The organism is Luteimonas salinisoli, assembly GCF_013425525.1.
In the GTDB taxonomy this organism is placed as follows: domain Bacteria; phylum Pseudomonadota; class Gammaproteobacteria; order Xanthomonadales; family Xanthomonadaceae; genus Luteimonas; species Luteimonas salinisoli.
In genome coordinates this window covers 41,408-68,102 of record NZ_JACCKA010000017.1, presented here as the reverse complement: position 1 = coordinate 68,102, position 26,695 = coordinate 41,408, and the positions used below count along the sequence as shown (strand labels likewise).

The following is a 26,695-nucleotide window of genomic DNA, read 5'->3' as shown; positions in this document are numbered from 1 at the left end:
GCGACGGCCGCGAAGCGCTCAGCGGAACGGCATGCCGCCGCCGCGGCCGCCCATCATTCCCTGCAGCCCGCGCATCATTCCCTTCATGCCGCCGCGGGCCATCTTGCCCATCATCTTTTCCATCTGCAGGTACTGCTTCATCAGGCGATTGACGTCGGCGGGGGTGGTGCCGGAACCGCGGGCGATGCGCGCCCGGCGCGATCCGTTGAGCAGCGCCGGGTTGCGGCGCTCCTTCTTGGTCATCGAGTTGATGATCGCGATCATCCTCGGCACTTCCTTGCCGGTCACCTGCTGCTTCATATGCTCGGGCACCTGGCCGATGCCGGGCAGCTTGTCCATCAGGCCGGCGATGCCGCCCATGTTCTGCATCTGGTCGAGCTGCTCGCGCATGTCGTTGAGGTCGAACTTCTTGCCCTTGGCGACCTTCTCGGCGAGCTTCTGCGCCTTGTCCTTGTCGACCTGCTGCTCGACCTGCTCGACCAGCGACAGCACGTCGCCCATGTCGAGGATGCGGCTGGCGACGCGGTCCGGGTGGAACACGTCCAGCCCGTCGACCTTCTCGCCGGTGCCGATGAACTTGATCGGTCGGCCGGTGATGTAGCGCACGCTCAACGCGGCGCCGCCCCGGGCGTCGCCGTCGGTCTTGGTCAGCACCACGCCGGTCAGCGGCAGCGCCTCGCTGAAGGCCTTGGCGGTGTTGGCGGCGTCCTGGCCGGTCATCGCATCGACCACGAACAGGGTCTCGACCGGGTCGACCGCGGCGTGCAGCGCCTTGATCTCGGCCATCATCGCCTCGTCGATGGCGAGGCGGCCGGCGGTATCGACGATCAGCACGTCCACGTAGGAGCGGCGCGCATCGTCGATCGCGGCGCGGACGATGTCGACCGGCTTCTGCGAGGCGTCGGAAGCGAAGAACGGCACGTCGACCTGCGCGGCCAGGGTCCTGAGCTGCTCGATCGCGGCCGGGCGGTAGACGTCGGCGCTGACCACCATCACCTTCTTCTTCCGCCGCTCCTTGAGGTGCTTGGCCAGCTTGCCGACCGTGGTGGTCTTGCCCGCGCCCTGCAGGCCGGCCATCAGGATCACCGCCGGCGCCGGCACGTTGAGGTCGAGCTCGGTGGCCTGCGCGCCCATCACCGCGGTGAGCTCGTCGCGCACCACCTTGATCAGCGCCTGGCCCGGGGTCAGCGACTTCAGCACTTCCTGGCCGACCGCGCGCACCTTGATCCGCTCGATCAGGGCCTGCACCACCGGCAGCGCCACGTCGGCCTCGAGCAGGGCGATGCGCACCTCGCGGGTGGCCTCGCGGATGTTCTCCTCGGTCAGGCGGCCGCGTCCGCGCAGGCGCTCCATGGTGCCGGACAGGCGCTGGGTCAGGGACTCGAACATGCGGGGTCGCAACGGAAGGGCGGGCGTGGATTATAGCGCGCGGCCCCCGGCGCCCCGTGGGGATCGGCGGGACCGAGCAGGCGGCCGACGAGGCGCGGCCGCACCTGCGTGCCGGCACGTCGACGCGCTCCACGGCGCCCGCCGAAGTCCTCGCGCGCCACCGTCCCCCGGTGCGTTTCGGCCCGTGTCGGCGGCCCTGGCATGTGCGACACTGCCGCGATGACAATCGTTCTCATCGCCGTCCTGCTCTATCTGCTCGCCACGGCGCTGCTGGTGCGCGGCGTCGCGCGACGCACCCGCACCGGCATTGCGACCTGGGCGGTTCCCGCGATCGCGGCGATGCTGGCGCACGCGTTCGCGCACCTGCAAGGCTGGCATGCCATCGGCGGGGCCGACCTGCATTTCTTCGCGGCGCTGTCGCTGGTGGGCCTGGGCATGGCGGCGCTGACCCTGCTCTACGCCAGCCGCGGCCATACCGCGGCGTTGGGGGTGCTGGTGTTCCCGATCGCCGCGGCCACCCTCGCCATCCATGCCGGCACCGGCACCGCCGGCGCCGAAGGGCTCGACTGGCGCCTGCAACTGCATGCCTGGTTCGCGCTGCTCGCCTACGCCACTCTCGCGGTGGCGGCCCTGCTGGCGCTGCTGCTGTGGGCGCAGGAGCGCGCGCTGCGCCGGCGCGAGTTCCACCGCTGGCTGCATGCGCTGCCGCCGCTGACCGAACTCGAGTCGCTGCTGTTCCGCACCATCGCGGTGGGCTTCGTGCTGCTCAGCGCCACGCTGCTGACCGGCACGCTGTTCGTGCACGACCTGTTCGCCCAGCACCTGATCCACAAGACCCTGCTCAGCGTGCTGTCCTGGCTGGTGTTCGGCGCGCTGCTGGTGGGGCGCTGGCGCTACGGCTGGCGCGGCAACCGCGCGATCGCCTGGACCCTGACGGCGATGGCGCTGCTGGTGCTGGCCTTCTTCGGCAGTAAGTTCGTGCTCGAGCTGGTGCTCCAGCGGGCGTGATCCGAGCGTGGTCCGCCGGGGCTCGCCGGCCCGGCGGCCGCCTGCCCGAGCCATCCGGCCGCCTGTGGGGACCGGGCCCGTTCAGCTCCAGCCTGCGTCGACCACGAACTCCTGTGCCGTGCAGGCGCGGGCGTCGTCGGACGCGAGGAACAGCACCATCCGCGCGACGTCCGCCGGCGCCAGCCGGTCGGGCAGGCACTGGTTCCGCTGCAGTTCGCGTTCGCCCGCCTCGTCCAGCCAGAGTTCGATCTGGCGCTGCGTCATGACCCAGCCGGGGGCGACGGTGTTGATGCGGATGCGGTCGGCGCCGAGTTCGCGGGCCAGGCCGCGGGTCATGCCGTTCACCGACGCCTTGGCCGCCGAGTACACCGGATAGCCTGGGGTCTTGTTGTGCCACCCGGTCGACCCGATGTTGACGATCGAGCCGGCGCCCAGGCGTCTCATGCCGGGCACCACGGCCTGCACGGCGAAGAAGGCGGCACGCTGGTTGATCGCCACGCGCCGGTCCCAGTACTCGGGGGTGACCTCGTCGAGGGCATGGCGATCGTCGCTGCCGACGTTGTTGACCAGCACGTGGAAGTCGCCGAGTTCGGCCGCGGCGTCCCGCACCGCCGCCTGCAGCGCGGGCACGTCGATCACGTCGCACCGGCGCCACCACGGCCGCGGCAGTCCGGTCTGCGCGATGCGCTCGCAGAGGGCATCGCTGTGCCCGGCCTCGATGTCGACGAAGGCCACCCGCGCGCCCTGTCGCGCGAAGGCCTCGACCAGCGCCGCGCCGATGCCGCTCCCCCCACCGGTCACGAACACGCGGCGGCCGTGCAGGCTGGGATACGTCGATTCGGCAGGCGCGTCGGTCGCGGATGCCTTCGGCCTGGCTGCGGCATCGCTCATGCGGGATCGTCCTGGTGCGGGGCCCCGGGGATGGTGGAGCATCGACGGCGAAGTTGAAAGCGCACCGCCGCCACGGCGGCGGCATCGCGGTCGCCGGCGGCGACCGGCTGGTCCACAATCGGGCCCCGCCGCACCGCGCGCGGACCCGACCATATGACGAAAGGGAGCATTCACCCATGCAGACACCCAGCCCCACGGGCGAAGCCCGCTGCGTCTGGCCGGCCGGGGCCGAACTCGGCGAGGGTGCGCTGTGGTCGGTGCGCGAACAGGCGCTGTACTTCGTCGACATCCTCGGCCGCGCCCTGCACCGCTATGCGCCTGCCGGGGAGCGCCGCGACAGCTGGCGCTTCGGCGAGGAGATCTCGGCGATCGCCGAGCGCGAGCACGCGCCGGGACTGCTGGTGACGCTGCGCCGCGACTTCGCGTTCTTCGATCCCGCCGACGGCCGCCTGCAGCGCCTGCACCGGCCCGAACCGGACCGCGACGGCAATCGCTTCAACGACGGCAAGTGCGACGCGCGCGGCCGCTTCTGGGCCGGGACCACCGATTTCGCCTGCACCGAGCCCACCGGGGGGCTGTACCGGTTCGATCCCGGCGGGGGCTGCAGCCGCCAGCTCGACGGCGTGCTGATCGCCAACGGCCCTGCCTGGTCGCCCGACCAGCGCACCATGTACTTCAACGAGACCGGTCTCGGCCGCACCTGGGCGTTCGACTTCGATCCCGAGCGCGGCACGCTCGGCGAGCGCCGCCCGTGGCTGCAGCAGGGCGCGGACGACGGCGCACCGGACGGCATGACCACCGACCGCGAGGGTCGCGTCTGGATCGCGCGCTGGGGCGGCGCCTGCGTCAGCTGCCATGCGCCGGACGGCCGCGAACTCGCGCGGATCCGGGTGCCGGCCAGCCACGTCACCAGCTGCGCTTTCGGCGGCCCCGAGCTGCGCACGCTCTACGTCACCAGCGCGCGTACCGGGCTGGATGCCGGGCGGCTCGCGCGCGAGCCGCTGGCGGGCGCGCTGTTCGCGGTGGAGACCGACGCGACGGGCCTGGCCGCCGCGCGCTTCGGCGGCTGACCGGCGGCGCTTGGCGCTTCCGCGATGTCGGCGGCGATTGCGTCATCGCCGGCATGGGAGGGGCGCTGCCTACCCGCGGGGGCGCGCCATGCTCGCGTACGCCAGTACACGTAAATCGCCGGTTTCGTGGCTTCGCAAGACGGCCGACGTCGCGGGCTTTCGCGGCCATGGGCCGCTCCTACGGGACACCGATGCTCGCGCGGTTGGCGGCGCGGCTCGTGGGAGCGTGCCATGCACGCGATGGCCGACGCGGGCGGCTGTGCCTGGGTCACCGCCGGACGGACCGGAGCCGCCCGCGGCTTTCGCGGCCAGGGACCGCTCCTAAGGGCCGGCGTGTTCCAGGGCCTGGGAGAGGCGCTCCACGGCGATCACTTCCAGGCCCTTGAAGCTCCCGGACTTCGGCGCGTTGGCCTTGGGCACCACCGCGCGCCTGAAGCCGTGGGTGGCGGCTTCGCGCAGGCGTTCCTCGCCGTTGGGCACCGGGCGGATCTCGCCGGACAGGCCGACCTCGCCGAAGGCCACGGTCTTCTCCGGCAGCGGCCGGTCCTGCAGCGACGACAGCACCGCCAGCAGCACCGGCAGGTCGGCGGCGGTCTCCTGCACGCGGATGCCGCCGACTACGTTGACGAACACGTCCTGGTCGCCGACGACGATGCCGCCGTGCCGGTGCAGCACCGCCAGCAGCATCGCCAGGCGGTTCTGCTCCAGGCCCACCGCGACCCGCCTCGGGTTGGAAAGGGGCGAGGAGTCCACCAGCGCCTGCACCTCGACCAGCAGCGGGCGGGTGCCCTCGCGGGTGACCATCACGCAGCTGCCCGGCTGCGGCGTGCTGCCGCCGGACAGGAAGATCGCCGACGGGTTCGGCACCTCCTTCAGGCCCTTGTCGCCCATCGCGAATACGCCGAGTTCGTTGACCGCGCCGAAGCGATTCTTGAACGCGCGCAGCACCCGGAAGCGGCTGCCGCTCTCGCCCTCGAAATACAGCACCGCGTCGACCATGTGCTCGAGCACGCGCGGCCCGGCGATGCCGCCCTCCTTGGTGACGTGGCCGACCAGGAACACCGCGGTACCGGTCTCCTTGGCGTAGCGCACCAGGCGCGCGGCGCTTTCGCGCACCTGGCTGACCGAGCCGGGCGCGGCGGTCAGCGACTCGGTCCACAGGGTCTGCACCGAATCGGCGACGATCAGCCGCGGCCGCGCCGCCGCGGCGTGCTGCAGAATGGCTTCGACGCCGGTTTCGGCCAGCGCCTGCAGGCCGTCGAGCGGCAGGTCCAGGCGCGCCGCGCGCCCCGCCACCTGCGCCAGGGATTCCTCGCCGGTCACGTACAGGCTCGGCAGCGTCGCCGCCATCCGCGCCACCGCCTGCAGCAGCAGGGTCGACTTGCCGATGCCGGGATCGCCGCCGACCAGCACCACCGCGCCCTCCACCAGGCCGCCGCCGAGCACCCGGTCCAGCTCGCCGATGCCGGTGGACACGCGCACCTCCTCGCTGCTGCGCACGTCCTTGAGCGCGGTGATCTTCGGCGCATCGAGCTTGCCGGCCCAGCCCGAGCGCCGCGCGGCGGCCGGCGCGGCCGCGGCCGGCTCCAGCACGACCTGCGACAGCGCATTCCACGCGCCGCATTCGCCGCACTGGCCCTGCCACTTGCTGTACTCGGCGCCGCATTCGCCGCAGACGTAGGCGGTCTTGGCCTTGCCCATTTTCCCGCCGCTTTCGCATTCGCTTCCGGACCTGCAGGATACCCGAGCGCGTCTCAGCGACGGAGACGCGCCCTCCCCGCGAAACAATGCGCAACCTGGATCAATCGCGTCCCGGCACCCTGCACCTGCGCCACGACGGAATCGCCCCGATGCAACGCCCCGCCACCCGCAGCCAGTACGCCGCCCGCATCGACAAGGTGGTCGCGTACCTGTCCGACCGGCTGGACCAGCCGTTGACGCTGGATCGGCTGGCGGCGGTCGGCCACTTCTCACCGCACCACTTCCACCGCATCTACCGCGGAATGATGGGCGAGACCGTGGCCGAGACGCTGCGGCGCCTGCGCCTGCACCGCGCCGCGGTCGAACTGCTGCACGGCTCGCTCACGCTGGATGCGGTCGCCCGTCGCTGCGGCTACGGCAGCAGCGCCGCGTTCGGGCGGGCCTTCGCCCTGGCCTACGGCCTGCCGCCCGGGGAGTTCCGCCGGCGCCAGGGCAGCGCACAGCCGCCGCCCTGCCCCTTCGCAAATCAGGAGGACACGCCCATGTACGAGGCGAAGATCGAACGGCAGCCGGCCATCGCCGTCGCGGCGCTGCGCCACCACGGCCCCTACCACGACATCGGGCAGGCCTTCGGCCGCCTGGGCGCCTGGGCCGCAGGCCGCGGCCTGGATCCGGTGCAGGCGCGCTCATTCGGACTCTATTACGACGACCCCGAAAGCAAGCCGGCCAGCGAACTGGTCGCAGACGCCTGCATCCAGGTCGAGGAGACCTTCGCCGGCGACGGCGAGTTCGAACGCCGCACCATCGCCGGCGGCCGCTACGCCGCGGTCGAGTTCGTCGGTCCCTACGCCGAACTGGAACGGCCGTACCGCTGGCTGTTCGGCGAATGGCTCCCGGCCAGCGGCGAGGAGGCCGCCGACGCGCCCGTGGTCGAGGAATACCTGAACGATCCGCAGTCGCTGCCGCCGGCCGAATGGCGGACGGCGATCCGCCTGCCGCTGCGCGGGGACGCCGCGCCGTGAGGGCGATCGTGTTCGCCCTGCTGCTCCCGATCGCCGGTTCGCCGGCGCCGCACGCCTTCGCCGAATCCGGCCCTTCGCCCGTCCTTGCACAGGAAACCCCCGCCATGCTCCTGCAATCGGCTTATCCCGTCATCGTCACCGAGCGCATGGCCGAGTGCCGCGACTTCTACGTCCGGCACTTCGGCTTCGCCGTGGCGTTCGAATCGACCTGGTTCACCTACCTGCAATCCACCAGCGAGCATCCGGCCGCCATCGCTTTCATGACGCCCGACCATCCTTCCACTCCGCCCGGGCCGGAACGCTTCAACGGCGAAGGCATGTTCCTGACCCTGCAGGTCGCCGACGCCGCGGCCGAGTTCGAGCGGCTGCAGCGCTCCGGCGCTTCGATCGCCTACGCGCTGGCCGACGAGCCCTGGGGCCAGCGACGCTTCGGCGTGCGCGACCCCTCGGGCATGTGGGTCGACGTGGTCGAACAGACCGAACCTGCGGCGGGGTTCTGGGATCCGTACATGCCGGCGCGATAGCCGGCGACGGCTCAGGCCGCTTCGGTCCGCCGCGCGGCAGGCACCACCTTCGGCGTCTGCAGGCGCGGCGCCAGCAGCAGCCTGGCGAAATCCGTCTCGGCAAGGATGCTGTAGCCGCAGGCGTCGATGTCGTCGCGCACCGCGCGCCATCCCGGCAGGGTTGCGGCGGCGCCGACGTCCTGGGTCCATCCATGGTGCAGGCCGCCCAGCGCACGCACCAGTTCCGGCGCCAGGGCGGCGCCGGCCGGTGCGATCACGTAGCCGTGGCCGTCGGCGGCCAGGAAGATGTCGATGCGATAGCGGTTCATGCCGTCGGGAAGCGCCGAGGGGAACTGCAGCATGCCCGCGCTCGCGCGTACATCCGATGAAACGGGGATGTCCGATCGATGAACCCGCGAAACGGCGAGCCGCCGGATCGGCAGGGCGCGGGAACACCGGCAAGGGAGCCGGTGCGGCGACCGTTCCGCGCGCGAACCGGCGGCGGGATGCAGCGCGGGCGCGTCGCTCAGGCCGCGGCGTCGCTGGCGCCGCTGCGCTCCCTGCGGATGCGCTCGGCCTGGGAGTCGGCGGCGGCGCGATGCTGCAGCGACTTGCACATCTCCACGCCGGCCACGGTCAGGGTGAGTTCGCCGTCGCCGTTCTCCGCCAGGCCGCTTTCGACCAGGCGCTTGACGATTTCGGTGTCGCCTTCGACCAGGTCGGCGCGCTGGTCGATGCGGACCAGCACTTCGAGCAGGGCGAGGTCTTCGAGCGCAATCGGTTCCAACTGCATCACCTCGCACGCCTCGGGCCACCGGCGGCGGCCGTCGGTCAGGATCTGGTGCCGGAAATAGGATTCGAACCTACGACCTACGCATTACGAATGCGCCGCTCTACCAACTGAGCTATTCCGGCATGTGGGCCCCGGAGAGCCCGTCGCAGCGGCGCTGCGGCAGAGTCCCGGGGAGGCGCATTCTAGCGGGTCGGCGATCAGTCGACCAGTTGCACCCGCAGCGCCCTGGGCAGGGCGAAGACCATGTTCTCCGGCTCGCCGTTCAGCTCCCGCACGCCCCCGGCGCCCAGCTCGTGGAGCCGCTGCAGCACCCCCTGGACCAGCACGTCGGGGGCCGAGGCTCCGGCGGTGACGCCGATGTGGCGGCGCCCGGCCACCCAGGCCGGGTCGATCTCGCCGGCGCCGTCCACCAGGTGGGCCTCGACGCCGTCGCGCTCGGCCAGCTCGCGCAGGCGGTTGGAGTTGGAGCTGTTGGGCGAGCCGACCACCAGCACCAGGTCGCACTGCCGCGCCAGCTCGCGCACCGCGTCCTGGCGGTTCTGGGTGGCGTAGCAGATGTCGTCGTTCTTCGGGCCCTGGATGGCGGGGAACCTGGCCCGCAGCGCGGCGATGATGCCGCGGGTGTCGTCCACCGACAGCGTGGTCTGGGTGGTGTAGGCGAGATTGTCGGGCTGGCCCGGGACGAGCGTGTCGACGTCGCCCAGGTCCTCTACCAGGTGGATCGCGCCCGACCCGGCCTCGGCGCGCCACTGCCCCATGGTGCCCTCGACCTCGGGATGCCCGGCATGGCCGATCAGCACCACGTCGCGGCCGGCGCGGCAATGCCGCGAGACCTCCAGGTGCACCTTGGTCACCAGCGGGCAGGTGGCGTCGAACACCTTCAGGCCGCGGGTTTCCGCCTCGGCGCGCACCGCCTGGGAGACGCCGTGGGCGCTGAAGATCACCGTGGCGCCGTCCGGCACCTCGTCCAGCTCCTCGACGAAGACCGCGCCGCGGCGGCGCAGGTCCTCGACCACGTAGCGGTTGTGCACCACCTCGTGACGGACGTAGATCGGCGCCCCAAGGGTTTCCAGGGCGCGCTTGACGATCTCGATCGCGCGATCGACGCCGGCGCAGAAGCCGCGGGGGTTGGCGAGGACGATGTCCATGGCCGGGGATTCTACCGCGGGCAGGCGCAACGGCGCCCGAACCCGCAGCGGCGCCGTCAGCCGCGGCGCGCCCGGCCGCCGTCGCGCAGCGCGCGCACCAGGGCGATCGCCATCGCCGCGAGCATCATGGCGGCTCCCCAGAACACCGGGCCCTGCTCCACGCCGATCGGGACCACGAAGCACGGCAGGCTGGCGGCCAGGGCGACCGCGCCGGCGAGGCGCAACCGGCGGCGGCGCGGCGGCAGCGGCGGATCGCGCGGCGGCATCGCGCTCGCGAGCAGCCACCAGGCCGCCAGCAGCAGAAGGACCCCGGCGACGATCATGTCAGGCCCTCCTCCCCGGCCCGGGCCGCCGCGGCGCGCGGCGCTGCGGCCGCGGGCGCGAGCCGCCGATGCGCGCGGTGCGCGATCGCCACGAACGCGATCGCGAACCCCAGCGCGGTCAGGTCGACAGCGGCGAGCGCCCATTCGCCGCGCGCCGCGGTGGCGAACAGGTGGCTGTGCGGCGCGGTGGCGAGGTTGGCAAGCGGGATCGCCGCCATCGCCAGTGCGGTCGCCGCGAACAGGTCGCGCCAGCCTTGGCCCGAACGCTCGCGCACCGCGCCCCAGGCCGCGGCCGCGGCCCAGGCAAGGCAGAACGCCATGACCTCGGCGCCGGCCCGGTCGTCCAGCGAGGCCGGCAGCAGCCGATTGGCGACCAGCATCGCCGCGCACGCGAAGGGCATGCCGGCGACCACGCCGACGTTGAGCGCGCGCACCAGGCCATAGCCGCTTAGCGCATGGGCCGCGGCCACGCGCTGTTCGCGCTTGCGCACCCAGACCTGCATGCCGGTCGCGAGCATCACGCAGCCGGCCAGCCCGAGGACGAAGTAGAGCCAGCGCAGCGGCGCGCCGCCGAACTGCGCCATGTGCAGGCCGCCGAGGAAGGCGTAGGTATCGTAGCCGGCGGTGGCCGGAGCGGACTGGTGCACGAACGCGCCGGTGGCGGCGTCATAGTGCACCTGCTGCATGTCCCAGGCGACCCGGCGCGCGTGGTCGGTGCCGAACGAGATCAGCGCGCTGGCGTCGGCCGGATGATGGACCGAGGCCCACTCCACCCGCACGCCCATGCGCCGCTGCGCGTCGGCGACCAGCGCGTCGACCGAGTGCAGCGATTCGAGCGGGCGGCCGACCTCGGGGCGCTCGTAGAAGCCGCCGGCCTCCTCGTAGAACTTCTCGACGTCGCCGCCGTACGCCGCCTGGGTGCCGCCGAAGATGTAGCTGGCGGCGAAGATCGCCACACCGGTGTAGGCGATCATCAGATGGAACGGCAGCCCGAGTACGCCGGCGAGGTTGTGGCCGTCGAGCCAGGCGCGCTGGCCGCCACCGCGCCAGCGCAGCATGAAGAAGTCCTTGAAGATCTTCTTGTGGGTGATCACGCCGGCGACCAGCGCGACCATCATCAGCATCCCGGTGAAGCCGACGAGATACATGCCCCACAGGCCCGCGTGCAGGTCGTAGTGCAGCTCGAAGAAGAACTGGCCCGGGCCGGAGGCCGGGATCCGGCTGCCGTCGCGCGGGTCGAGCAGCACGTGCCCCTCGCTGCCGTCGTCGTTGAACCAGAACGCCTCCATCCCGCGCTTGCGCTCGCCGGACACGTGCGCCCACCACACGTGCGCATCGGGCGCGTGTTCGCGTACCCGCGCGAAAGCGGCGTCGAACTGCGTCGGCTGCGGGCCGGACAGGTCGTGCAGCGGCGGCCGCGACCAGTCGTCGAGCTCGCGGTCGAAGCAGGCGATGGTGCCGCCGACGAAGATCACGAACAGCAGCCAGCCGGCGATCAGGCCGGACCAGGTGTGCAGCCAGGCCATCGCCTGGCGCAGCGAGTTCTTCATCGGCTTCGCCTCCACTCGGCCCGGGGCCGGCAGTCCGGTGCGCTCATGGCCGCAGCGCCTGTTCGGCCAGCAGCCCCGCCAGGCCCAGCAGCGCCAGCGCCAGCAGCAGCGGCACGCCGACGGCGCGCTTCCAGTCGCGCGCGCCGAACGCATACACCGCGGCCGCGCACCACACCGGGAACGCCAGCAGCGCGCCGGCGACCACGCGGTCCGGCCGCGCGAACGGCAGCACCGACGCCGCCAGCGCCGAGAACGCATGGGCAAGCAGATAGCCGCAGAACACGGCGGCCAGCGTGCGCACCAGCACCTGGCCGGCGTGCCGCCAGCCGCCGGCTGGACGTTTCTTCGATGTCTGGGTCGCCACCTGGGTCGTCATCGTCGTCGTGTTCCTTCCCGAGTCCGGCCGTGCTCGCGGCGCCGGCGCTGGGTCGCTCAGAACCGGTAGCCGAGCGTCAGCGACACGTTCCGCGGTGCCGCGTAGTAGCCCTGCTCCCAGTACAGGCTCGGGATGTATTTCTCGTCGGTCAGGTTGTCGAGGTTCAGCGTCGCCTCCCAGCCGTTGCCGGCGCGGTAACCGGCCATCAGGCCGAGCACCGCGTAGGCGTCCTGCCGGATCATCGCTTCGCTGCCGTCGGACAGCACCGCCTCGCGGTGGATGCCGCCCTGCCAGCGCAGCGAGCCGCCGATCCGCAGCCCCGGCACCGCCGCGATCCGCGCCACCGCCGAGGCGCGCAGCATCGAGCGGGGCACGTAGCTGCGCGCGTCGTTGCCGTCGGCGTCCTCGATGTCGAGCCGTGTCCAGCCGGCCGACAGCGACCAGGCGTCGCCGAGTTCGCCGGCGACCTCGAACTCGAAACCGTCCGAGCGCGCGTCCTGGCCCTCGTGGATCGAGCGGCCGGCCTCCGGATCGAATCCGATCGCCAGCGCAAGATTGTCCTGGCGCACGCGGAACGCGGACGCCGATGCGTTCAGCCGCCCGCCGAACCACTCGCCCTTGACCCCTGCCTCGACGTTGCGGCCCTCGATCGGATCCAGCGGCGCGCCGCTGGCGTCGAGTTCGGTCTGCTGCGCGAAGATGGCGCCGTACGCGGCGTACAGCGAGTAGGCCGGCGCGAAGTCCCAGACCGCGCCGAGGAACGGGGTGGTCTTCGAGGCCTCGGTCGCCTTGGGCGTGCCGTAACCCGTTCCGTCCATCCGCACCTTCGAATGGTTGGCGCCGGTGGTGAGCCGGAAGGAATCGGCCAGGTTCCAGCGCGCGTTGGCGTAGACGCTGTCGCGGCGGAAAACGAAATCCGAGCCGTCGGAGAACAGGTCGAACGCGGGCCTCGGATAGCGGCCGTCGAACTGCTCGAGCGGCGGCAGCGGCGTGCCGATGTCGTCGCCGTACCAGGACACCTCGCGCACGTCGCTGTCGGCCCAGCTGGCGCCGAGCACCAGCTCGTGGCTGCGCCCGCCGAGCTCGATCGGCCCGCTGGCGCGCACGTCCGCATGCAGCGCGCGCACGGCGACGTCGTAGGCCGACGGGTAGGAGAACAGGCCCAGCCCGGTATCGCGGTCCGGTGCGCCGTAGACGTAGAAGATCTCCGCGTCCTCGACCTTCTCGTGGTGGTTGACCGCCGCGCGCAGGCTCCAGCCGTTGCCGAAGGCGTGGCCCAGCTCGACGAAGCTGCGCGTGTCGCGCGTGTCCCAGTACGACCAGTCGGCGGCGGTGCTGGTACCGGTGGCGTAGCCGGTCGGAGTGCCGTCGCCGTAGAACAGCGGCAGCGCGCCCCACAGCGGGCTGTCGGCATCGTTGTCCTGGCGCGAGACGCCGGCGGTGAGCAGGGTGTTTTCTCCCAGGTCGGCCTCGACCACGCCGTAGACCACGGACTTCTGCAGCGAGTAGCGATCCAGGTAGCTGTCGCCGTCCTCGTAGGCGCCCACCACGCGCCCGCGCACGGCGCCACTGCCGAGCGGGCCGGACAGGTCGGCGTCGACGCGCCTGCGGTCCCAGCTGCCGAAGGTGGCGTGCACCGCGCCCTCCACCTCGTCGGTCGGGCGCTTGCGTACGAAGTTGATGGTGGCCGACGGGTTACCGGTGCCGGACATCAGGCCGTTGGCGCCGCGCAGCACCTCGATCCGGTCGAACATGGCGGTGTCGATGTCGCCGTTCTGGATGCCATAGGGCAGCGGCACGCCGAGCCCGTCGAACTGGAAGTTGGTGATATCGAAGCCGCGCGCGGTGTAGTAGGTCCGGCTGGTCTCGATCCGCTCGACGACGATCCCGGGGGTCGATTCCAGCGCGTCGTTGAGGTTGTCCAGGCCGAAGTCGTCCAGCTGGTCGCGGGTCAGCACGCTCACGGATTGCGGCGTCTCGCGCGGGGTCAGCGCCAGGCCGGTGCCGGCGCTCGAGGGCGGGGTCGCATAGCCGGTCTGGCGGGTGGCGCGCACCTCGACCCGATTCAGGTCGACCGGGTCGGCGAGTGCCAGGTCGCTGGCGCTCGCCGCATCGTCGGCGGCGGACACGGACAGCGGCACGCACGCGACCAGCGCGAAGGCCAAGGCGACGGGCAGACGGTGGCAACGCAGGGCACGGGACGGTGCCGGGCAGGGCTGGGGCATGGTGGGCGCTCTGGGGAACAAACCGCGCCGGAGACCGACCCGGCGCTGGGCCGGCATCTTAAATGAGAGTTGATCTCATACGCAAACGAATCTCATTCGCCTGCGAAAGAAGGCATTGCCGTTCCCGCTCCCGAACGCGGCTATCGCTCCGGCTGCGCGGCGCCCCCGCGCCGGGACCCACCGCCGCCGAACAGACCGAACAGGGCGATGCCGATGGCGCCGCCGACGATCGCCGAATCGGCCAGGTTGAACGCCGGCCAGTAGTAGTCGCGCCAGTGCCACTGGATGAAATCGACCACGTGGCCGTGCAGCTGGCGGTCGATGACGTTGCCGATCGCCCCGCCGATCACCAGCGCGAACGGCAGCGCGGTCTTCCAGTCCCCGCGCGGGGTGCGCGCCAGCCACCAGGCCAGCAGGCTGCTGATGCCGAAGGCCAGCACGGTGAAGAACCACTTCTGCCAGCCGCCTGCGTCGGCCAGGAAGCTGAAGGCGGCCCCGGTGTTGTAGGTGCGGTACCAGTTCCAGAAACCCTCGATCACCGGGATCGCGGTGTATTCGGGCAGGCTCGTGAGCACCCACCACTTGGTCAGCTGGTCCAGCGCGACCACCAGCACCGAGACCAGCAGCCAGGGCAGCGCGTTGGGTTTGGGCGACGCCGTCATCGGATTTCCTCGCCGGAGCGCGTCCTGCGTGCGATCAGAACCATTGCCGATCCTCGCCCGGGCCTTCGATGTTGGACACGCAGCGGCCGCACAGCTGCGGGTGTGCGGCGTGCGCGCCGACGTCCGCCCGGCGCTGCCAGCAGCGTACGCACTTGGTCTTGGTGGTCGGGGTGGCGACGATGCCGGCCTCGCCCGCGTCCGGATCGACCTCGATGGCGACGTCGCCGCTGATCAGCAGGAACCGCAGCTCCTCGGCCAGCGGCGCCAGCCGCGCCTGCTCGGCGGGGCTGCAGCGCAGGGTGATCTCGGCATCCAGCGCGGCGCCGATCGCGCCGCCGGCGCGCATCGGCTCGAGCACCTTGGCCACCCGTTCGCGCAGCGCCAGCAGGCCGTCGAAATCCTCCGCCGACAGCGGCGCGTCCGCCGGCAGCGGCGCCAGCCCCGGGTACCAGGTGACGAACAGCACGTTGCCCGGCCGCGGACCCTCGGCGGTGGCGGCCGGCAGGTGCCGCCACATCTCGTCGGCGGTGAAGGACAGGATCGGCGCGATCCAGCGCACGAAGGCCTCGGCCACCCGGTACATCGCGCTCTGCGCGCTGCGCCGCCCGCGCGAGTCCTCGGGCATGGTGTACAGCCGGTCCTTGGTGACGTCCAGGTACAGCGAACCCAGGTCGACGCTGCAGAAGTTCGACAGCGCCTGGACGATCTCCGGAAAGTCGTAGCGCTCGCAGGCTGCGACGATCCGCTCCTGCAGCGCATGCGCGCGATGCACGATCCAGCGGTCCAGCGCCACCATGTCGTCGAGCGGACGCAGGTGCGCCGCGGGGTCGAACCCGTTGAGGTTGCCGAGCAGGAAGCGCGCGGTGTTGCGGATGCGGCGATAGGCGTCGGCGCTGCGCTTGAGGATCTCGTCGGAGACCGACATCTCGTTGCGGTAGTCGGCGGCGGCGATCCACAGCCGCAGCACGTCGGCACCCATCGCGTCCATGACCTTCTGCGGCGCGATCACGTTGCCCAGCGACTTGGACATCTTGCGGCCGTCGGCGTCGACCGCGAAGCCGTGGGTCAGCACCTGCCGGTAGGGCGCCGCGCCGTCCATCGCCACGCCGGTCAGCAGCGAGGACTGGAACCAGCCGCGGTGCTGGTCGGAGCCTTCCAGGTACAGCTCGGCCGGCTTGTGCAGCCCATCCTCCGGCCGCTGCTCCAGCACGCAGGCGTGGGTGACGCCGGAATCGAACCAGACGTCGAGGATGTCGGTGACCTTGTCGTAGCGGGCGGCTTCCTCCGCGCCGAGCAGGTCGGCCGGCTCCAGCGCGTACCAGGCATCCACGCCCTCGCGCTCGACGCGCTCGGCCACGCGCCGCATCAGCGCCGGCGAGTCGGGGTGCGGCTCGTTGGTTTCCCGGTCGACGAACAGCGCGATCGGCACGCCCCAATAGCGCTGGCGCGAGATCGTCCAGTCCGGGCGCCCCTCGACCATGCCGGCGATGCGCGCCTGTCCCCACTCGGGGAACCACTGCACCTGGCCGATCGCCGCCAGCGCGTCGCGGCGCAGGCCCGCCTGCTCCATGGAGATGAACCACTGCGGGGTGGCGCGGAACGCCACCGGGGTCTTGTGGCGCCAGCAATGCGGGTAGCTGTGCTGCAGCGGTGCGTACGCCAGCAGGCTGCCGTTGCCGCGCAGCACCTCGACCAGCAGCGGGTTCGCCTTCCAGATGTGCACGCCGGCGAGTACGGTCTCGCCCGCCGGCGGCGTCGACGGCAGGTAGGCGCCGCGGGCGTCGACCGGGTTGAGCTCGGCGGCGCCGTAGCGTTCGTTGATGCCGTAGCGCCGGCCGGCCGCGAAATCCTCCTGGCCATGGCCGGGCGCGGTATGCACCGCGCCGGTGCCGTCCTCGTCGGAGACGTGCTCGCCGAGGATCAGCGGGATGATGCGCTGCGCGTAGATCGGGTGACCGAGCTCCAGCCCCTCGAGGGCGGCGCCACGGGCGCGACCGAGCACCTGCATCGCCTCGACGCCGTAGCGCTGCAGCGCCGACGCGGCCAGCGCTTCGGCCAGAACGAGCAGCTGGCGGCCGCCGTCGCGGCGCGGGCCCTCGACCAGCACGTATTCGAGTTCCGCGCCCAGCGACACCGCCAGCGAGGCCGGCAGGGTCCATGGGGTGGTGGTCCAGATCGGCACCGCCACCGCGGTGCCCTCTTCGATCGTGGCGCCGAACGCGCGCGCCAGGGCGGACGGGTCGAGCGCGGCGTAGGCCACGTCGATCGCCGGCGACTGCCGGTCGGCGTATTCGATCTCCGCCTCCGCCAGCGCCGACTGGCAGTCGAAGCACCAGTGAACGGGCTTGAACCCGCGGTTGACGTGGCCGCGCTCGACGATGCGGGCCAGGGCCCGCAACATGTCCGCCTCGTAGCGGTAGGTCATCGTGCGGTAGGGGTTGTCCCAGTCGCCGAGCACGCCCAGTCGCTTGAAGTCGCTGCGCTGCAGCTCGATCTGCTCGGCGGCGTACTCGCGGCACTTGGCGCGGAACGCGGCGGCATCGAGCTTCTCGCCGACCTTGCCATGCTTCTTCTCCACCGCGTGCTCGATCGGCAGGCCGTGGCAGTCCCAGCCCGGCACGTAGGGCGCATCGTAGCCGGCCAGCAGCTTCGACTTGACGATGACGTCCTTGAGCACCTTGTTGACCGCATGGCCGATATGGATCACGCCGTTGGCGTAGGGCGGCCCGTCGTGCAGTACCCAGGTCGGCCGGCCCCGTACCTGCTCGCGGATGCGCGCGTAGAGGTCTTCCTCGTACCAGCGCGCCAGCGTTTCGGGCTCGCGCCGCGGGAGGTCGCCGCGCATCGGGAAGTCCGTTGCCGGCAGCAGGATCGTCGCCTTGTAGGGGTTGTTGCTGGAATCTGCGCTCACGCGGAAGCCTGTCGTTGTGCGGCGGTGTGGGAAAGATCCGCGTCCGTCGGGCCGGCTGCGCGGCCCTCGGCCAGCAGCCGGCGCGCCTGCGCGGCGTCGCGGTCCATCTGCGCGACCAGGGCCGGCAGGTCGTCGAACTTTTCCTCGTCGCGCAGACGCGCGACGAACTCGATCTCGATGCGGCGACCGTACAGGTCGCCGTCGAAGTCGAACAGGTGCGCCTCGAGCAGCGGCTCGACGCCGCCGACGGTGGGCCGGGTGCCGAAGCTGGAGACCGCGGGCCAGGGCGCCGCGGCGATGCCATGCACGCGGGTGGCGTAGATCCCGCGCAGCGCCGGCACCTTGCCGCCGAAGCGCAGGTTCGCGGTGGGATAGCCCAGGGTGCGGCCCAGCCTGCGTCCGGGTACCACGTGACCGGCGATCGCGTACGGGCGGCCGAGCAGCCGCGCCGCGGTGGCGAAATCGCCGCTGGCCAGCGCCGCGCGGATCCGGGTGCTCGAGACCCGCTCGCCGTCCAGCTGCAGGGGCTCGATCTCGCCTGCGAAGAAGCCGTGCGCGGCGCCTTCCCGGCGCAGGGCATCGAGATCGCCGGCGCGGCGATGGCCGAAGCGGAATCCGGGCCCAACCCAGACCTCGCGCGCACGAAGCCGGCCCGCCAGCACCGTGGCGACGAACGCCTCCGGCGACATCGACGCGGTCGCGCGATTGAAGCGCAGCAGCCCGGTCGCCTCGACGCCCAGTGCACACAGGCCCAGCACCTTGGCCCGCGGCAGCATCAGCCGCGGCGGCGGTGCGTCCGGGGCGAAGAATTCGCGCGGCAGCGGCTCGAAGGACAGCGCCACCGCCGCCACGCCGAGCGCGTGCGCCCGCGCCACCGCGTGCCGCACCAGCGCCTGGTGGCCCAGATGCAGGCCGTCGAACGCGCCGATGCAGACCACGCTGCCGCCAGGGCACACCGGCCCGCCATCGACGTCGCGAAAGAGTCTGGACATGAAGCCGGGCAGTATAAGACCAGACGCCACCAACCGACCGCCGCCCCATCCCGAAGCCGGCCAGGCCCGACAGCCCACTGTAGGAGCGGCCCATGGCCGCGAAGGCCGCGGAAGCCTCCGTCCAGGCGAGCAGCGATTCCCGGCACCGGCTGCCACGCCGGCTTTCGCGTGCATGGCACGCTCCTACGCGAGCGCACTGTCGGCACGCCTGTAGGAGCGGCCCATGGCCGCGAAAGCCGCGGAAGGTACCGTCCAGCCGGACGGCGATTCCGGGCATCCACCTAGCCTCGCGCGATCCGGGCACACGTCCACCCGGGTCGCGATTCCCGGGTTCAGTGGCGCAGGTGGCGGGGCCGCAGCCCCTGCACGTACAGCAGCGCCAGGTAGGCCGCCCCGCCGCTGCCGACCGTCGCCAGCAGCTTCCACAGCCGCTCGCTCCAGTGCCAGGCGGTCCAGTCGCGCCACATCCACAGCAACGCGGCGACCACCGCCACCATCCCCGCGCACGCCACCAGCAGCTGGCACGCGTAGCGACCCCACCCGGGCTGGCGTACGTAGACGCCGGCGCGGCGCAGGTACCACCACAGCTGCAGCGCATTGGCCCAGCCGGCCGCGGCGATCGCCAGCGCCAGGCAGACGTGCGCCCCGGGCAGTTCGGCCAGCGCCGCGCGCGGCCCGGTCTCGCCGGTCTGCGCCCGTGCCGCCGCCCCGGCATCGCTCAGATAGAGCAGCGCGCCCAGCAGCCCCAGCGACAGCACGACGTTGATCGCGACCGCCGCCACCGCCGCCTTCACCGGGGTCCTGGTGTCCTGGCGCGCGTAGAACGCCGGCGCCAGCACCTTGACCAGCAGGAACGCGGGCAGCGCCGTGGCCAGAGCGATCACGCTCCAGCTGCTCATCCGGGTGTCCTCGGCGGTGAAGCGGCCGTGCTGGAACAGCGTGGCCACCAGCGCCTCGGCGCAGAGCATCAGCCCCAGGCAGGCCGGCACCGCGATCAGCAGGCACAGCCGCAGGCCCCAGTCGAGCGCTCGCGAGAACCCGTCCGGATCGGTGGCCGCGTGGCGGCCCGACAGGTGCGGCAGGATCACCGTGCCGATGGCGACGCCGAACATGCCCAGCGGGAACTCGATCAGCCGGTCGGAGAAGTACAGCCAGGTGACGCTGCCGCCGATCAGGAACGAGGCCAGCACGGTGTTGAGCAACAGGTTCAGCTGCGCCACCGAGGACCCGAACAGGGTCGGCACCATCAACCGCATGATCCGCCGCACCCCCTCGTGCGCCGCGCCCCAGCGCGGCCGCGGCAGCAGGCCCAGGCGCGCCAGCGACGGCAGGTGGAAGGCGAGCTGGAGGATGCCGGCGGCGAATACGCCCCAAGCCAGCGCCATCACCGGCACCTGCATGCGCGGGGCAAGCGCCAGCGCGGCGGCGATCATCGCCAGGTTGAGCAGCACCGGCGACAGCGCCGGCACCGCGAAGCGTCGGTAGCTGTTGAGGATGCCGCCAGCCAGCGAGGCCAGGGAGATGAACAACAGGTAGGGGAAGGTGATCCGCAGCATGTCCGCGGCCAGTTCTCCCTGCCCCCCGGCCGTGTCGAAGCCGGGCGCGAACAGCCGGATCACCCAGGGCGCCGCCAGCACCGCCAGCGCGGTGAGCACCAGCAGCGCCGCCAGCAGGGTGCCGGCCACCCGGTCCACCAGCTCCTTGACCGCGGCGTGGTCGCGCTTCTCGCGGTATTCGGCCAGCACCGGCACGAAGGCCATCGAGAACGAGCCCTCGGCCGAGAGCCGGCGCATGAAGTTCGGGATCCTGAACGCCACCACGAAGGCGTCCATCGCCGGACCGGCGCCGAAAGCGGCGGCGTAGACCTGGTCGCGGACCAGCCCGGAGATGCGCGAGAGGAAGGTCATCGCGCTGAACACCGCGGTGGAGCGCAGCAGTCCGCCGCGGGCGGGTTTCTCCGGGACGGCCGCGCCGGGATCGGGGGCGCTCACCCCCCCACCCCGTCGCTGCCGATGCTGTTGACCCAAGTCACTGAATCCCCCATAATTTCCGGCTCGTTTGTCCAGCCGCCCGTCCGAACGGCGCTGGCACCCCAGATTCGTCACCCCAGTTTCCAGGATTCCCGCCGTGGCCAACATCAAGTCCGCCAAGAAGCGCGCCAAGCAGACCGTCGTGCGCAACCAGCGCAACGGTAGCCAGCGCTCGATGCTCCGCACCGCCGTCAAGAAGGTGCTCAAGGCGCTCGACGCCAACGACGCCGCCGGCGCCCAGGAGGCCTTCAAGGCCGCCCAGCCGCTGCTCGACCGCTTCAGCGCCCGCGGCCTGATTCACCGCAACAAGGCCGCCCGCCACAAGAGCCGCCTCACCGCGCGCATCAAGGCGCTGCAGGCCGCCTGAGCCGGGATTCCCGGCTCTCGCGAAGAACCCGGCTCCGGCCGGGTTTTTTGTTGCCCCCGGTTGCGGAACCACCCGGGGAGGCCACAGCGACGCAACGCGCCGGCTGCCGGAAACGCCGCCGCACGACGCGGCCGCCCCTTTTCCGTGGCCGGGAGGCCGGGACGAGACAACGGCCAGCCCGGCAACCGAGGCCCGGGCACGGCGGCGGCCGGCCGGAACCAACCCGCCGGAGACCAGGCGACCCGAGGACATCGTCGCGTTCCCCTTCACAGCGGGGAAGAACAGCGCGCAGGGCGACCGCAGGGCCGGCATCCCGCCTCAGGATCCTTCGGCGTCCGCCGCGTCCGCCGCGTCCGCCGCTTCCTCCGCCAGGCGGTCGAGGAAGCTCTGCACCTTCAGCATCACCTCGCGGGTGCCGGCATGGGCCAGGCCGGAGACCAGGAACCACGGCTGCTCCCAGCCCAGGGCGGCGACGATCCGCTCCGCCTCGGCGCGTGCGTCCGCCTGCGGCAGCAGATCGGCCTTGTTGATCATCAGCCAGCGCGGTTTGTCGAGCAGCCCGGCGTCGAACTTCCCCAGTTCGCGCTCGATCGCGCGCACCTGATCCACCGCGTCGCTGCCGTCGAGCGGCTGGATCTCCACCAGGTGCAGCAACAGCCGGGTGCGCTGGATGTGGCGCAGGAACAGCGCGCCGAGCCCGGCGCCATCGGCCGCGCCCTCGATCAGCCCGGGGATGTCGGCGATCACGAAGCTGCGGTGCGGCTCGGTGCTGACCACGCCAAGGTTCGGGTAGAGGGTGGTGAACGGGTAGTCCGCGACCTTCGGGGTCGCTGCCGACACCGCACGCACCAGGGTGCTCTTGCCGGCGTTGGGGAAACCCAGCAGTCCGACATCGGCCAGCAGTTTCAGCTCCAGACGCAGCAGCCGTTCTTCGCCGTCCTCGCCCGGGGTGGCCTTGCGCGGGGCGCGGGTGACCGAACTCTTGAAATGCATGTTGCCGAGCCCGCCCCGGCCGCCGCGCGCCACAAGCAGGCGCTGGCCGTGCGCGGTCAGGTCGCCGATCGTCTCGTCGGTGGAGACGTTGATCACCACGGTACCGACCGGCACCACGATGGTCAGCGGCTCGCCGGCCTTGCCGTACCTCTGCTGGCCCATGCCGTCCTCGCCACGCTGCGCCTGGAAGCGCTTCTGGTGACGGAAGTCGACCAGGGTGTTGAGATTCTCGTTCGCCTCCAACCAGACGCTGCCGCCCTCGCCGCCGTCTCCGCCGTCGGGTCCGCCCAGCGGGATATACTTCTCGCGCCGGAAACCGACGCAGCCGTTGCCGCCGTTGCCGGCGGTCACGGTGATTTCGGCTTCGTCTACGAGTTTCATGGGTACAGGGCCGGGAATCGGGAATCGGGAATCGGGAATCGGGAACAGGATCGCCGCGTCCGCAGTTTAGCGGGCAACGGCAACGCGGCGGGCATTGCGGCCCTGGAGCGAGACCGCGCGCAGCCGGAAGAACACCCGGGCATGCTTTGCCGGTTCTCCAATCCCGACGCCCGATTCACGCGACAGCAACGAAAAGCCCCGCCGAAGCGGGGCCCTTCGATGCTGCGCTGTGCGCTTCTGCGCTTCGGTCAGCCCGCGGCGACGACGCTCACCGTGCGGCGCTTCTTGGCGCCCTTGACGGCGAACTGGACGGTGCCGTCGACCAGCGCGAACAGCGTGTGGTCGCGACCCAGGCCGACGCCCGGACCCGGGTGGAACTGGGTGCCGCGCTGGCGCACGATGATGTTACCGGCCTCGATCACCTGGCCACCGTAGATCTTCACGCCCAGGTACTTCGGATTCGAATCGCGGCCGTTGCGGCTGGAACCTACGCCCTTTTTATGTGCCATGGCTGCGTCTCCTCAGTGCTTGTCGCCACCGGAAATCCCGGTGATCTCGATTTCGGTGTAGTGCTGCCGGTGCCCCATGCGCTTCATGTGGTGCTTGCGGCGGCGGAACTTGATGATCCGCACCTTGTCGGCGCGGCCGTGGGACTTGACGGTGGCCGAAACGGTGGCGCCCTTGAGCGCGTCGCCGAGCTTCACGCCCTCGCCGTCGCCCAGCATCAGGATCTGATCGAACTTGATCTCCTTGCCGGCTTCGGTCTCGAGCTTCTCGACGCGAATCGTTTCGCCCTCCATCACGCGGTACTGCTTACCGCCGGTGACGATGACTGCGTACATGACCAGACTTCCTCTGTAGTTATTGTGGTCGCTGCCCGGATCGAGCCGGGACAGAAGCGGAATTGTAAGGCTTTCAGCAGCTTAGGGTCAACAACGCCCGGCGCTGCGACCTGAGGCGACGTCGGGGCCCCTCGCGCCGGCCCCGGGCACCGTTCCGGTCGGGCCGAAACCCCGTCGCAAGGGCTGAGACGGCCCCGCGGCAGGCTGGCCGGCGGCTTGCCCACACCGGGGTTTGCCCCCATATCGGCCGCTCGGTAGGCTGTTGGATTGGCCGCCCGCTCCCCTCCCCCGCCCGGCCGCCCACGGCGCCCGGACAACCCGGATCTCCCCCCGATGGCGATGGACTTCATCCGCATCCGCGGTGCCCGTACCCACAACCTCAAGAACATCGATCTCGACCTGCCGCGCGACAAGCTGATCGTGATCACCGGCCTGTCCGGCTCGGGCAAGTCCTCGCTGGCCTTCGACACCATCTACGCCGAGGGACAGCGTCGCTACGTCGAGTCGCTGTCGGCCTACGCCCGGCAGTTCCTCAGCGTGATGGAGAAGCCCGACATCGACCATATCGAGGGGCTGTCGCCGGCGATCTCGATCGAGCAGAAGTCGACCTCCCACAACCCCCGCTCGACCGTCGGCACCATCACCGAGATCTACGACTACCTGCGCCTGCTGTATGCGCGGGTGGGCATGCCGCGCTGCCCGGACCACCACTATCCGCTGGAAGCCCAGACCGTCAGCCAGATGGTCGACCAGGTGCTGACCTTCGATCCCGAGCAGCGCTGGATGCTGCTGGCGCCGGTGGTACGCGAGCGCAAGGGCGAGCACGCCCAGGTGTTCGAGCAGCTGCGCGCGCAGGGCTACGTGCGGGTGCGCGTCGACGGCGAGATCCACGAGATCGACGCCGTGCCGACCCTGGCGCTGCGCCAGAAGCACACCATCGAAGCGGTGATCGACCGCTTCAAGGTGCGCGACCCCGGATCGGAGTCCGGGGCCGGCATCAAGCAGCGCCTGGCCGAATCCTTCGAGACCGCGCTCAAGCTCGGCGACGGCATGGCCTCGGTGCGCTCGCTGGACGCGCCGGACGCCGAAGCGCACCTGTTCTCCTCCAAGTACAGCTGCCCGGTCTGCGACTACGCCCTGCCGGAACTCGAGCCGCGGCTGTTCTCGTTCAACTCGCCGGTAGGCGCCTGCCCGAGCTGCGACGGCCTGGGCGTGAGTCAGTTCTTCGATCCCGACCGGGTGGTGGTGCACCCCGAGCTCAGCCTGGCCGCCGGCGCGGTGCGCGGCTGGGATCGGCGCAACCACTACTATTTCCAGCTGATCGCGTCGCTGGCCAAGCACTACCGGTTCGCCGTCGACACTCCTTGGCAGGACCTGTCCGACGCTGCCCGCCAGGCGGTGCTGTACGGCAGCGGCAACCAGGCCATCAGCTTCACCTACATCACCGAGGGCGGCAGCCGCAGCCAGCGCAAGCACCGCTTCGAGGGCATCCTGCCGAACCTGGAGCGGCGCTACCGCGAGACCGAGTCCTCGGCGGTGCGCGAGGAGCTGGCCAAGTACATCAGCGAGCGCCCCTGCCCCGACTGCGGCGGCGCCCGCCTCAACCGCTCGGCGCGCAACGTGTTCGTCGCCGAGCGGCCGCTGCCGGAGCTCGTGGTGCTGCCGATCGGCGACGCGCTGGCGTTCTTCGGCCAGATGCGGCTGCCCGGCTGGCGCGGCGAGATCGCCGCCAAGATCGTCAAGGAGATCCGCGAACGGCTGAAGTTCCTGGTCGACGTGGGACTAGACTACCTCACCCTGGAGCGCAAGGCCGACACCCTGTCGGGCGGCGAGGCGCAGCGCATCCGCCTGGCCTCGCAGATCGGCGCCGGCCTGGTCGGGGTGATGTACGTGCTCGACGAGCCCTCCATCGGCCTGCACCAGCGCGACAACGAGCGCCTGCTGGAGACGCTGACGCGATTGCGCGACCTCGGCAACACCGTGATCGTGGTGGAGCACGACGAGGACGCGATTCGTTTGGCCGATCACATCGTCGACATCGGGCCCGGCGCCGGCGTGCACGGCGGCGAGGTCGTCGCCCAGGGCGACTACGCCGACATCCTGAAGGCGCCGCGCTCGCTGACCGGGCAGTACCTGTCCGGCAAGCGCCGCATCGAGGTGCCGGGCAAGCGCAACCGCGCCAACGCCAAGATGCTGCTGAAGCTGCGCGGCGCTTCCGGCAACAATCTGCAGGACGTCGACCTGACCATTCCGGCGGGGCTGTTCACCGCGATCACCGGCGTGTCCGGCTCGGGCAAGTCGACCCTGATCAACGACACCTTGTACAAGCTCACCGCCAACGAGATCAACGGCGCCTCGCACAAGCCTTCGGCCTACCGCGACGTGCAGGGGCTGGACCTGTTCGACAAGATCGTCGACATCGACCAGTCGCCGATCGGCCGTACCCCGCGCTCCAATCCGGCCACCTATACCGGCCTGTTCACCCCGCTGCGCGAACTGTTCGCGCAGGTGCCGGAATCGCGCGCGCGCGGCTATTCGCCGGGGCGCTTCAGCTTCAACGTGCGCGGCGGCCGCTGCGAGGCCTGCCAGGGCGACGGGCTGATCAAGGTGGAGATGCACTTCCTGCCGGACGTGTACGTGCCCTGTGACGTCTGCCACGGCAAGCGCTACAACCGCGAGACCCTGGAGATCCTCTACAAGGGCAAGAGCGTCCACGACGTGCTGGAGATGACGGTCGAGGACGCCCTGGAGCTGTTCCAGCCGGTGCCGCCGATCGCGCGCAAGCTGGAGACGCTGCTCGACGTCGGCCTGGGCTATATCCGCCTCGGCCAGCCGGCGACCACGCTGTCCGGCGGCGAGGCGCAGCGCGTGAAGCTGTCGAAGGAGCTGTCGCGGCGCGACACCGGCCGCACCCTGTACATCCTCGACGAGCCCACCACGGGCCTGCACTTCCACGACATCGAGCACCTGCTGGCGGTGCTGCACAAGCTGCGCGACGACGGCAACACCGTGGTGGTGATCGAGCACAACCTCGACGTCATCAAGACAGCGGACTGGGTGGTCGACCTCGGCCCCGAGGGCGGCCATCGCGGCGGCCGCATCATCGCCGAGGGCACGCCGGAGGACGTGGCCGGCATGGCGCAGTCCTACACGGGGCAGTTCCTGGCGAAGATGCTCGGCACGCCGGCGGCCGCCGCCGAGGCGCCCCCCGCGCCGGCGAAGAAGGAACCCAGGCCCCGCGCCGCGCGCAAGAAGACGGCCACGAAGACCACCGGCAAGCGCGCGCGCGGCTGATGCCCGGGAGGTGCCCGGGCCGCTCGCCGCCACGGTCACAGGCAGCGCCCGCTCTTCGGAGGCGGCCCATGGCCGCGAAAGCCGCGGCAGGCTCCGCCCGGCTCGGCGACGATTCCCGGTGCCGCCGCCCGCGCCAGCTTTCGCGTACACGGCACGCGCCTACGGGCACGGGCAGCCCCCGCTCCTCGTAGGAGCGGCCCATGGCCGCGAAAACCGCGGGAGGC

At 71.3% G+C, this 26,695-nt stretch carries 23 protein-coding genes and 1 tRNA gene; 6 read left to right on the top strand and 18 right to left on the bottom strand.

All coding sequences use genetic code 11. The features are described 5' to 3' along the window. Positions 1–18: 18 nt before the first annotated feature. On the bottom strand, positions 19–1,389 hold the full coding sequence (gene ffh, locus H0E84_RS02245; protein WP_180676996.1) for a signal recognition particle protein: 1,371 nt from the start codon (positions 1,387–1,389) through the stop codon (positions 19–21). A 219-nt stretch (positions 1,390–1,608) separates the two neighbouring features. Between ffh and H0E84_RS02240 the strand changes: the two genes are divergently transcribed. Further along, on the top strand, positions 1,609–2,397 hold the full coding sequence (locus H0E84_RS02240) for a cytochrome C assembly family protein (RefSeq protein WP_180676995.1): 789 nt from the start codon (positions 1,609–1,611) through the stop codon (positions 2,395–2,397). Between the two features lie 81 nt (positions 2,398–2,478). On the opposite strand, the gene H0E84_RS02235 is transcribed toward H0E84_RS02240, so the two are convergent. Next, entirely contained in the window at positions 2,479–3,288 is an 810-nt protein-coding gene (locus H0E84_RS02235; RefSeq protein WP_180676994.1) for an SDR family NAD(P)-dependent oxidoreductase, read from the bottom strand. Between the two features lie 176 nt (positions 3,289–3,464). Here H0E84_RS02235 and H0E84_RS02230 point away from each other — a divergent pair, with 176 nt between their 5' ends. After that, a complete protein-coding gene (locus H0E84_RS02230; RefSeq protein ID WP_180676993.1) occupies positions 3,465–4,358 on the top strand; it encodes an SMP-30/gluconolactonase/LRE family protein in 894 nt (297 codons plus the stop codon). 321 nt (positions 4,359–4,679) lie between these two features. Here H0E84_RS02230 and radA read toward each other — a convergent pair whose 3' ends face one another. Beyond that, entirely contained in the window at positions 4,680–6,059 is a 1,380-nt protein-coding gene (gene radA, locus H0E84_RS02225) for a DNA repair protein RadA (protein WP_180676992.1), read from the bottom strand. A gap of 86 nt (positions 6,060–6,145) precedes the next feature. On the opposite strand from radA, the gene H0E84_RS02220 reads away from it, so the two are divergent. Both H0E84_RS02220 and H0E84_RS02215 read left to right on the top strand, forming a co-directional pair. After that, entirely contained in the window at positions 6,146–7,081 is a 936-nt protein-coding gene (locus tag H0E84_RS02220) for an AraC family transcriptional regulator (protein WP_219339556.1), read from the top strand. Positions 7,082–7,185: 104 nt separating this feature from the next. Next, positions 7,186–7,605: a VOC family protein gene (locus H0E84_RS02215; protein WP_180676990.1), complete on the top strand. Its 420-nt coding sequence runs from the start codon at positions 7,186–7,188 to the stop codon at positions 7,603–7,605. Between the two features lie 11 nt (positions 7,606–7,616). Here H0E84_RS02215 and H0E84_RS02210 read toward each other — a convergent pair whose 3' ends face one another. From H0E84_RS02210 to murJ, 12 genes are all read right to left on the bottom strand, one after another. Further along, positions 7,617–7,946, bottom strand: a complete 330-nt coding sequence (locus H0E84_RS02210; RefSeq protein ID WP_180676989.1) for a hypothetical protein — start codon at positions 7,944–7,946, stop codon at positions 7,617–7,619. Between the two features lie 164 nt (positions 7,947–8,110). Further along, complete coding sequence (locus H0E84_RS02205; RefSeq protein WP_180676988.1) at positions 8,111–8,371, bottom strand: hypothetical protein; 261 nt, start codon at positions 8,369–8,371, stop codon at positions 8,111–8,113. 52 nt (positions 8,372–8,423) lie between these two features. Continuing rightward, positions 8,424–8,499, bottom strand: a tRNA-Thr gene (locus H0E84_RS02200). Between the two features lie 75 nt (positions 8,500–8,574). Continuing rightward, positions 8,575–9,525: a 4-hydroxy-3-methylbut-2-enyl diphosphate reductase gene (gene ispH / locus H0E84_RS02195; RefSeq protein ID WP_180676987.1), complete on the bottom strand. Its 951-nt coding sequence runs from the start codon at positions 9,523–9,525 to the stop codon at positions 8,575–8,577. A 56-nt stretch (positions 9,526–9,581) separates the two neighbouring features. Beyond that, complete coding sequence (locus tag H0E84_RS02190; protein WP_180676986.1) at positions 9,582–9,848, bottom strand: DUF3325 family protein; 267 nt, start codon at positions 9,846–9,848, stop codon at positions 9,582–9,584. Next, on the bottom strand, positions 9,845–11,398 hold the full coding sequence (locus H0E84_RS02185) for a PepSY-associated TM helix domain-containing protein (protein ID WP_180676985.1): 1,554 nt from the start codon (positions 11,396–11,398) through the stop codon (positions 9,845–9,847). The genes H0E84_RS02190 and H0E84_RS02185 overlap by 4 nt, the downstream gene beginning before the upstream one ends. Before the next feature lie 43 nt (positions 11,399–11,441). Continuing rightward, complete coding sequence (locus tag H0E84_RS02180; protein ID WP_219339555.1) at positions 11,442–11,774, bottom strand: hypothetical protein; 333 nt, start codon at positions 11,772–11,774, stop codon at positions 11,442–11,444. Between the two features lie 56 nt (positions 11,775–11,830). After that, complete coding sequence (locus tag H0E84_RS02175; RefSeq protein ID WP_180676984.1) at positions 11,831–13,999, bottom strand: TonB-dependent siderophore receptor; 2,169 nt, start codon at positions 13,997–13,999, stop codon at positions 11,831–11,833. Between the two features lie 140 nt (positions 14,000–14,139). Continuing rightward, entirely contained in the window at positions 14,140–14,661 is a 522-nt protein-coding gene (gene lspA, locus H0E84_RS02170) for a signal peptidase II (protein ID WP_180676983.1), read from the bottom strand. Positions 14,662–14,695: 34 nt separating this feature from the next. Continuing rightward, positions 14,696–17,506 carry an isoleucine--tRNA ligase gene (ileS, locus tag H0E84_RS02165; RefSeq protein WP_219339558.1) on the bottom strand — a complete coding sequence of 937 codons (2,811 nt, stop codon included), beginning with the start codon at positions 17,504–17,506 and terminating at the stop codon, positions 14,696–14,698. A gap of 62 nt (positions 17,507–17,568) precedes the next feature. After that, a complete protein-coding gene (locus tag H0E84_RS02160) occupies positions 17,569–18,564 on the bottom strand; it encodes a bifunctional riboflavin kinase/FAD synthetase (protein ID WP_180676981.1) in 996 nt (331 codons plus the stop codon). 332 nt (positions 18,565–18,896) lie between these two features. Then, entirely contained in the window at positions 18,897–20,555 is a 1,659-nt protein-coding gene (gene murJ / locus H0E84_RS02155) for a murein biosynthesis integral membrane protein MurJ (RefSeq protein WP_425600449.1), read from the bottom strand. 136 nt (positions 20,556–20,691) lie between these two features. Between murJ and rpsT the strand changes: the two genes are divergently transcribed. Next, positions 20,692–20,961 carry a 30S ribosomal protein S20 gene (rpsT, locus tag H0E84_RS02150; RefSeq protein WP_180676979.1) on the top strand — a complete coding sequence of 90 codons (270 nt, stop codon included), beginning with the start codon at positions 20,692–20,694 and terminating at the stop codon, positions 20,959–20,961. A 318-nt stretch (positions 20,962–21,279) separates the two neighbouring features. On the opposite strand, the gene cgtA is transcribed toward rpsT, so the two are convergent. From cgtA to rplU, 3 genes are all read right to left on the bottom strand, one after another. Further along, complete coding sequence (gene cgtA, locus H0E84_RS02145) at positions 21,280–22,335, bottom strand: Obg family GTPase CgtA (protein WP_180676978.1); 1,056 nt, start codon at positions 22,333–22,335, stop codon at positions 21,280–21,282. A gap of 248 nt (positions 22,336–22,583) precedes the next feature. Continuing rightward, the gene (gene rpmA / locus H0E84_RS02140) at positions 22,584–22,844 is read right to left on the bottom strand and encodes a 50S ribosomal protein L27 (RefSeq protein WP_180676977.1); all 261 of its coding nucleotides are present in this window, start codon (positions 22,842–22,844) and stop codon (positions 22,584–22,586) included. A gap of 12 nt (positions 22,845–22,856) precedes the next feature. Further along, the gene (gene rplU / locus H0E84_RS02135) at positions 22,857–23,177 is read right to left on the bottom strand and encodes a 50S ribosomal protein L21 (RefSeq protein ID WP_180676976.1); all 321 of its coding nucleotides are present in this window, start codon (positions 23,175–23,177) and stop codon (positions 22,857–22,859) included. A gap of 333 nt (positions 23,178–23,510) precedes the next feature. Here rplU and uvrA point away from each other — a divergent pair, with 333 nt between their 5' ends. Further along, positions 23,511–26,471: an excinuclease ABC subunit UvrA gene (uvrA, locus tag H0E84_RS02130; RefSeq protein ID WP_180676975.1), complete on the top strand. Its 2,961-nt coding sequence runs from the start codon at positions 23,511–23,513 to the stop codon at positions 26,469–26,471. The last annotated feature ends 224 nt before the right edge of the window (positions 26,472–26,695 follow it).

Excerpts from the sequence above, each read along its gene's own strand:
- H0E84_RS02215 (WP_180676990.1), top strand. The coding sequence starts at position 7,186 with ATGCTCCTGCAATCGGCTTATCCCGTCATCGTCACCGAGCGCATGGCC.
- H0E84_RS02185 (WP_180676985.1), bottom strand. The coding sequence starts at position 11,398 with ATGAAGAACTCGCTGCGCCAGGCGATGGCCTGGCTGCACACCTGGTCC.
- radA (WP_180676992.1), bottom strand. The coding sequence starts at position 6,059 with ATGGGCAAGGCCAAGACCGCCTACGTCTGCGGCGAATGCGGCGCCGAG.
- cgtA (WP_180676978.1), bottom strand. The coding sequence starts at position 22,335 with ATGAAACTCGTAGACGAAGCCGAAATCACCGTGACCGCCGGCAACGGC.
- H0E84_RS02230 (WP_180676993.1), top strand. The coding sequence starts at position 3,465 with ATGCAGACACCCAGCCCCACGGGCGAAGCCCGCTGCGTCTGGCCGGCC.
- ffh (WP_180676996.1), bottom strand. The coding sequence starts at position 1,389 with ATGTTCGAGTCCCTGACCCAGCGCCTGTCCGGCACCATGGAGCGCCTG.
- uvrA (WP_180676975.1), top strand. The coding sequence starts at position 23,511 with ATGGCGATGGACTTCATCCGCATCCGCGGTGCCCGTACCCACAACCTC.
- lspA (WP_180676983.1), bottom strand. The coding sequence starts at position 14,661 with ATGACGGCGTCGCCCAAACCCAACGCGCTGCCCTGGCTGCTGGTCTCG.
- rpmA (WP_180676977.1), bottom strand. The coding sequence starts at position 22,844 with ATGGCACATAAAAAGGGCGTAGGTTCCAGCCGCAACGGCCGCGATTCG.
- H0E84_RS02190 (WP_180676986.1), bottom strand. The coding sequence starts at position 9,848 with ATGATCGTCGCCGGGGTCCTTCTGCTGCTGGCGGCCTGGTGGCTGCTC.
- H0E84_RS02235 (WP_180676994.1), bottom strand. The coding sequence starts at position 3,288 with ATGAGCGATGCCGCAGCCAGGCCGAAGGCATCCGCGACCGACGCGCCT.
- H0E84_RS02220 (WP_219339556.1), top strand. The coding sequence starts at position 6,146 with ATGCGCAACCTGGATCAATCGCGTCCCGGCACCCTGCACCTGCGCCAC.
- H0E84_RS02175 (WP_180676984.1), bottom strand. The coding sequence starts at position 13,999 with ATGCCCCAGCCCTGCCCGGCACCGTCCCGTGCCCTGCGTTGCCACCGT.
- ileS (WP_219339558.1), bottom strand. The coding sequence starts at position 17,506 with ATGCGCGGCGACCTCCCGCGGCGCGAGCCCGAAACGCTGGCGCGCTGG.
- H0E84_RS02180 (WP_219339555.1), bottom strand. The coding sequence starts at position 11,774 with ATGACGACCCAGGTGGCGACCCAGACATCGAAGAAACGTCCAGCCGGC.
- H0E84_RS02210 (WP_180676989.1), bottom strand. The coding sequence starts at position 7,946 with ATGCTGCAGTTCCCCTCGGCGCTTCCCGACGGCATGAACCGCTATCGC.
- ispH (WP_180676987.1), bottom strand. The coding sequence starts at position 9,525 with ATGGACATCGTCCTCGCCAACCCCCGCGGCTTCTGCGCCGGCGTCGAT.
- rplU (WP_180676976.1), bottom strand. The coding sequence starts at position 23,177 with ATGTACGCAGTCATCGTCACCGGCGGTAAGCAGTACCGCGTGATGGAG.
- H0E84_RS02160 (WP_180676981.1), bottom strand. The coding sequence starts at position 18,564 with ATGTCCAGACTCTTTCGCGACGTCGATGGCGGGCCGGTGTGCCCTGGC.
- H0E84_RS02240 (WP_180676995.1), top strand. The coding sequence starts at position 1,609 with ATGACAATCGTTCTCATCGCCGTCCTGCTCTATCTGCTCGCCACGGCG.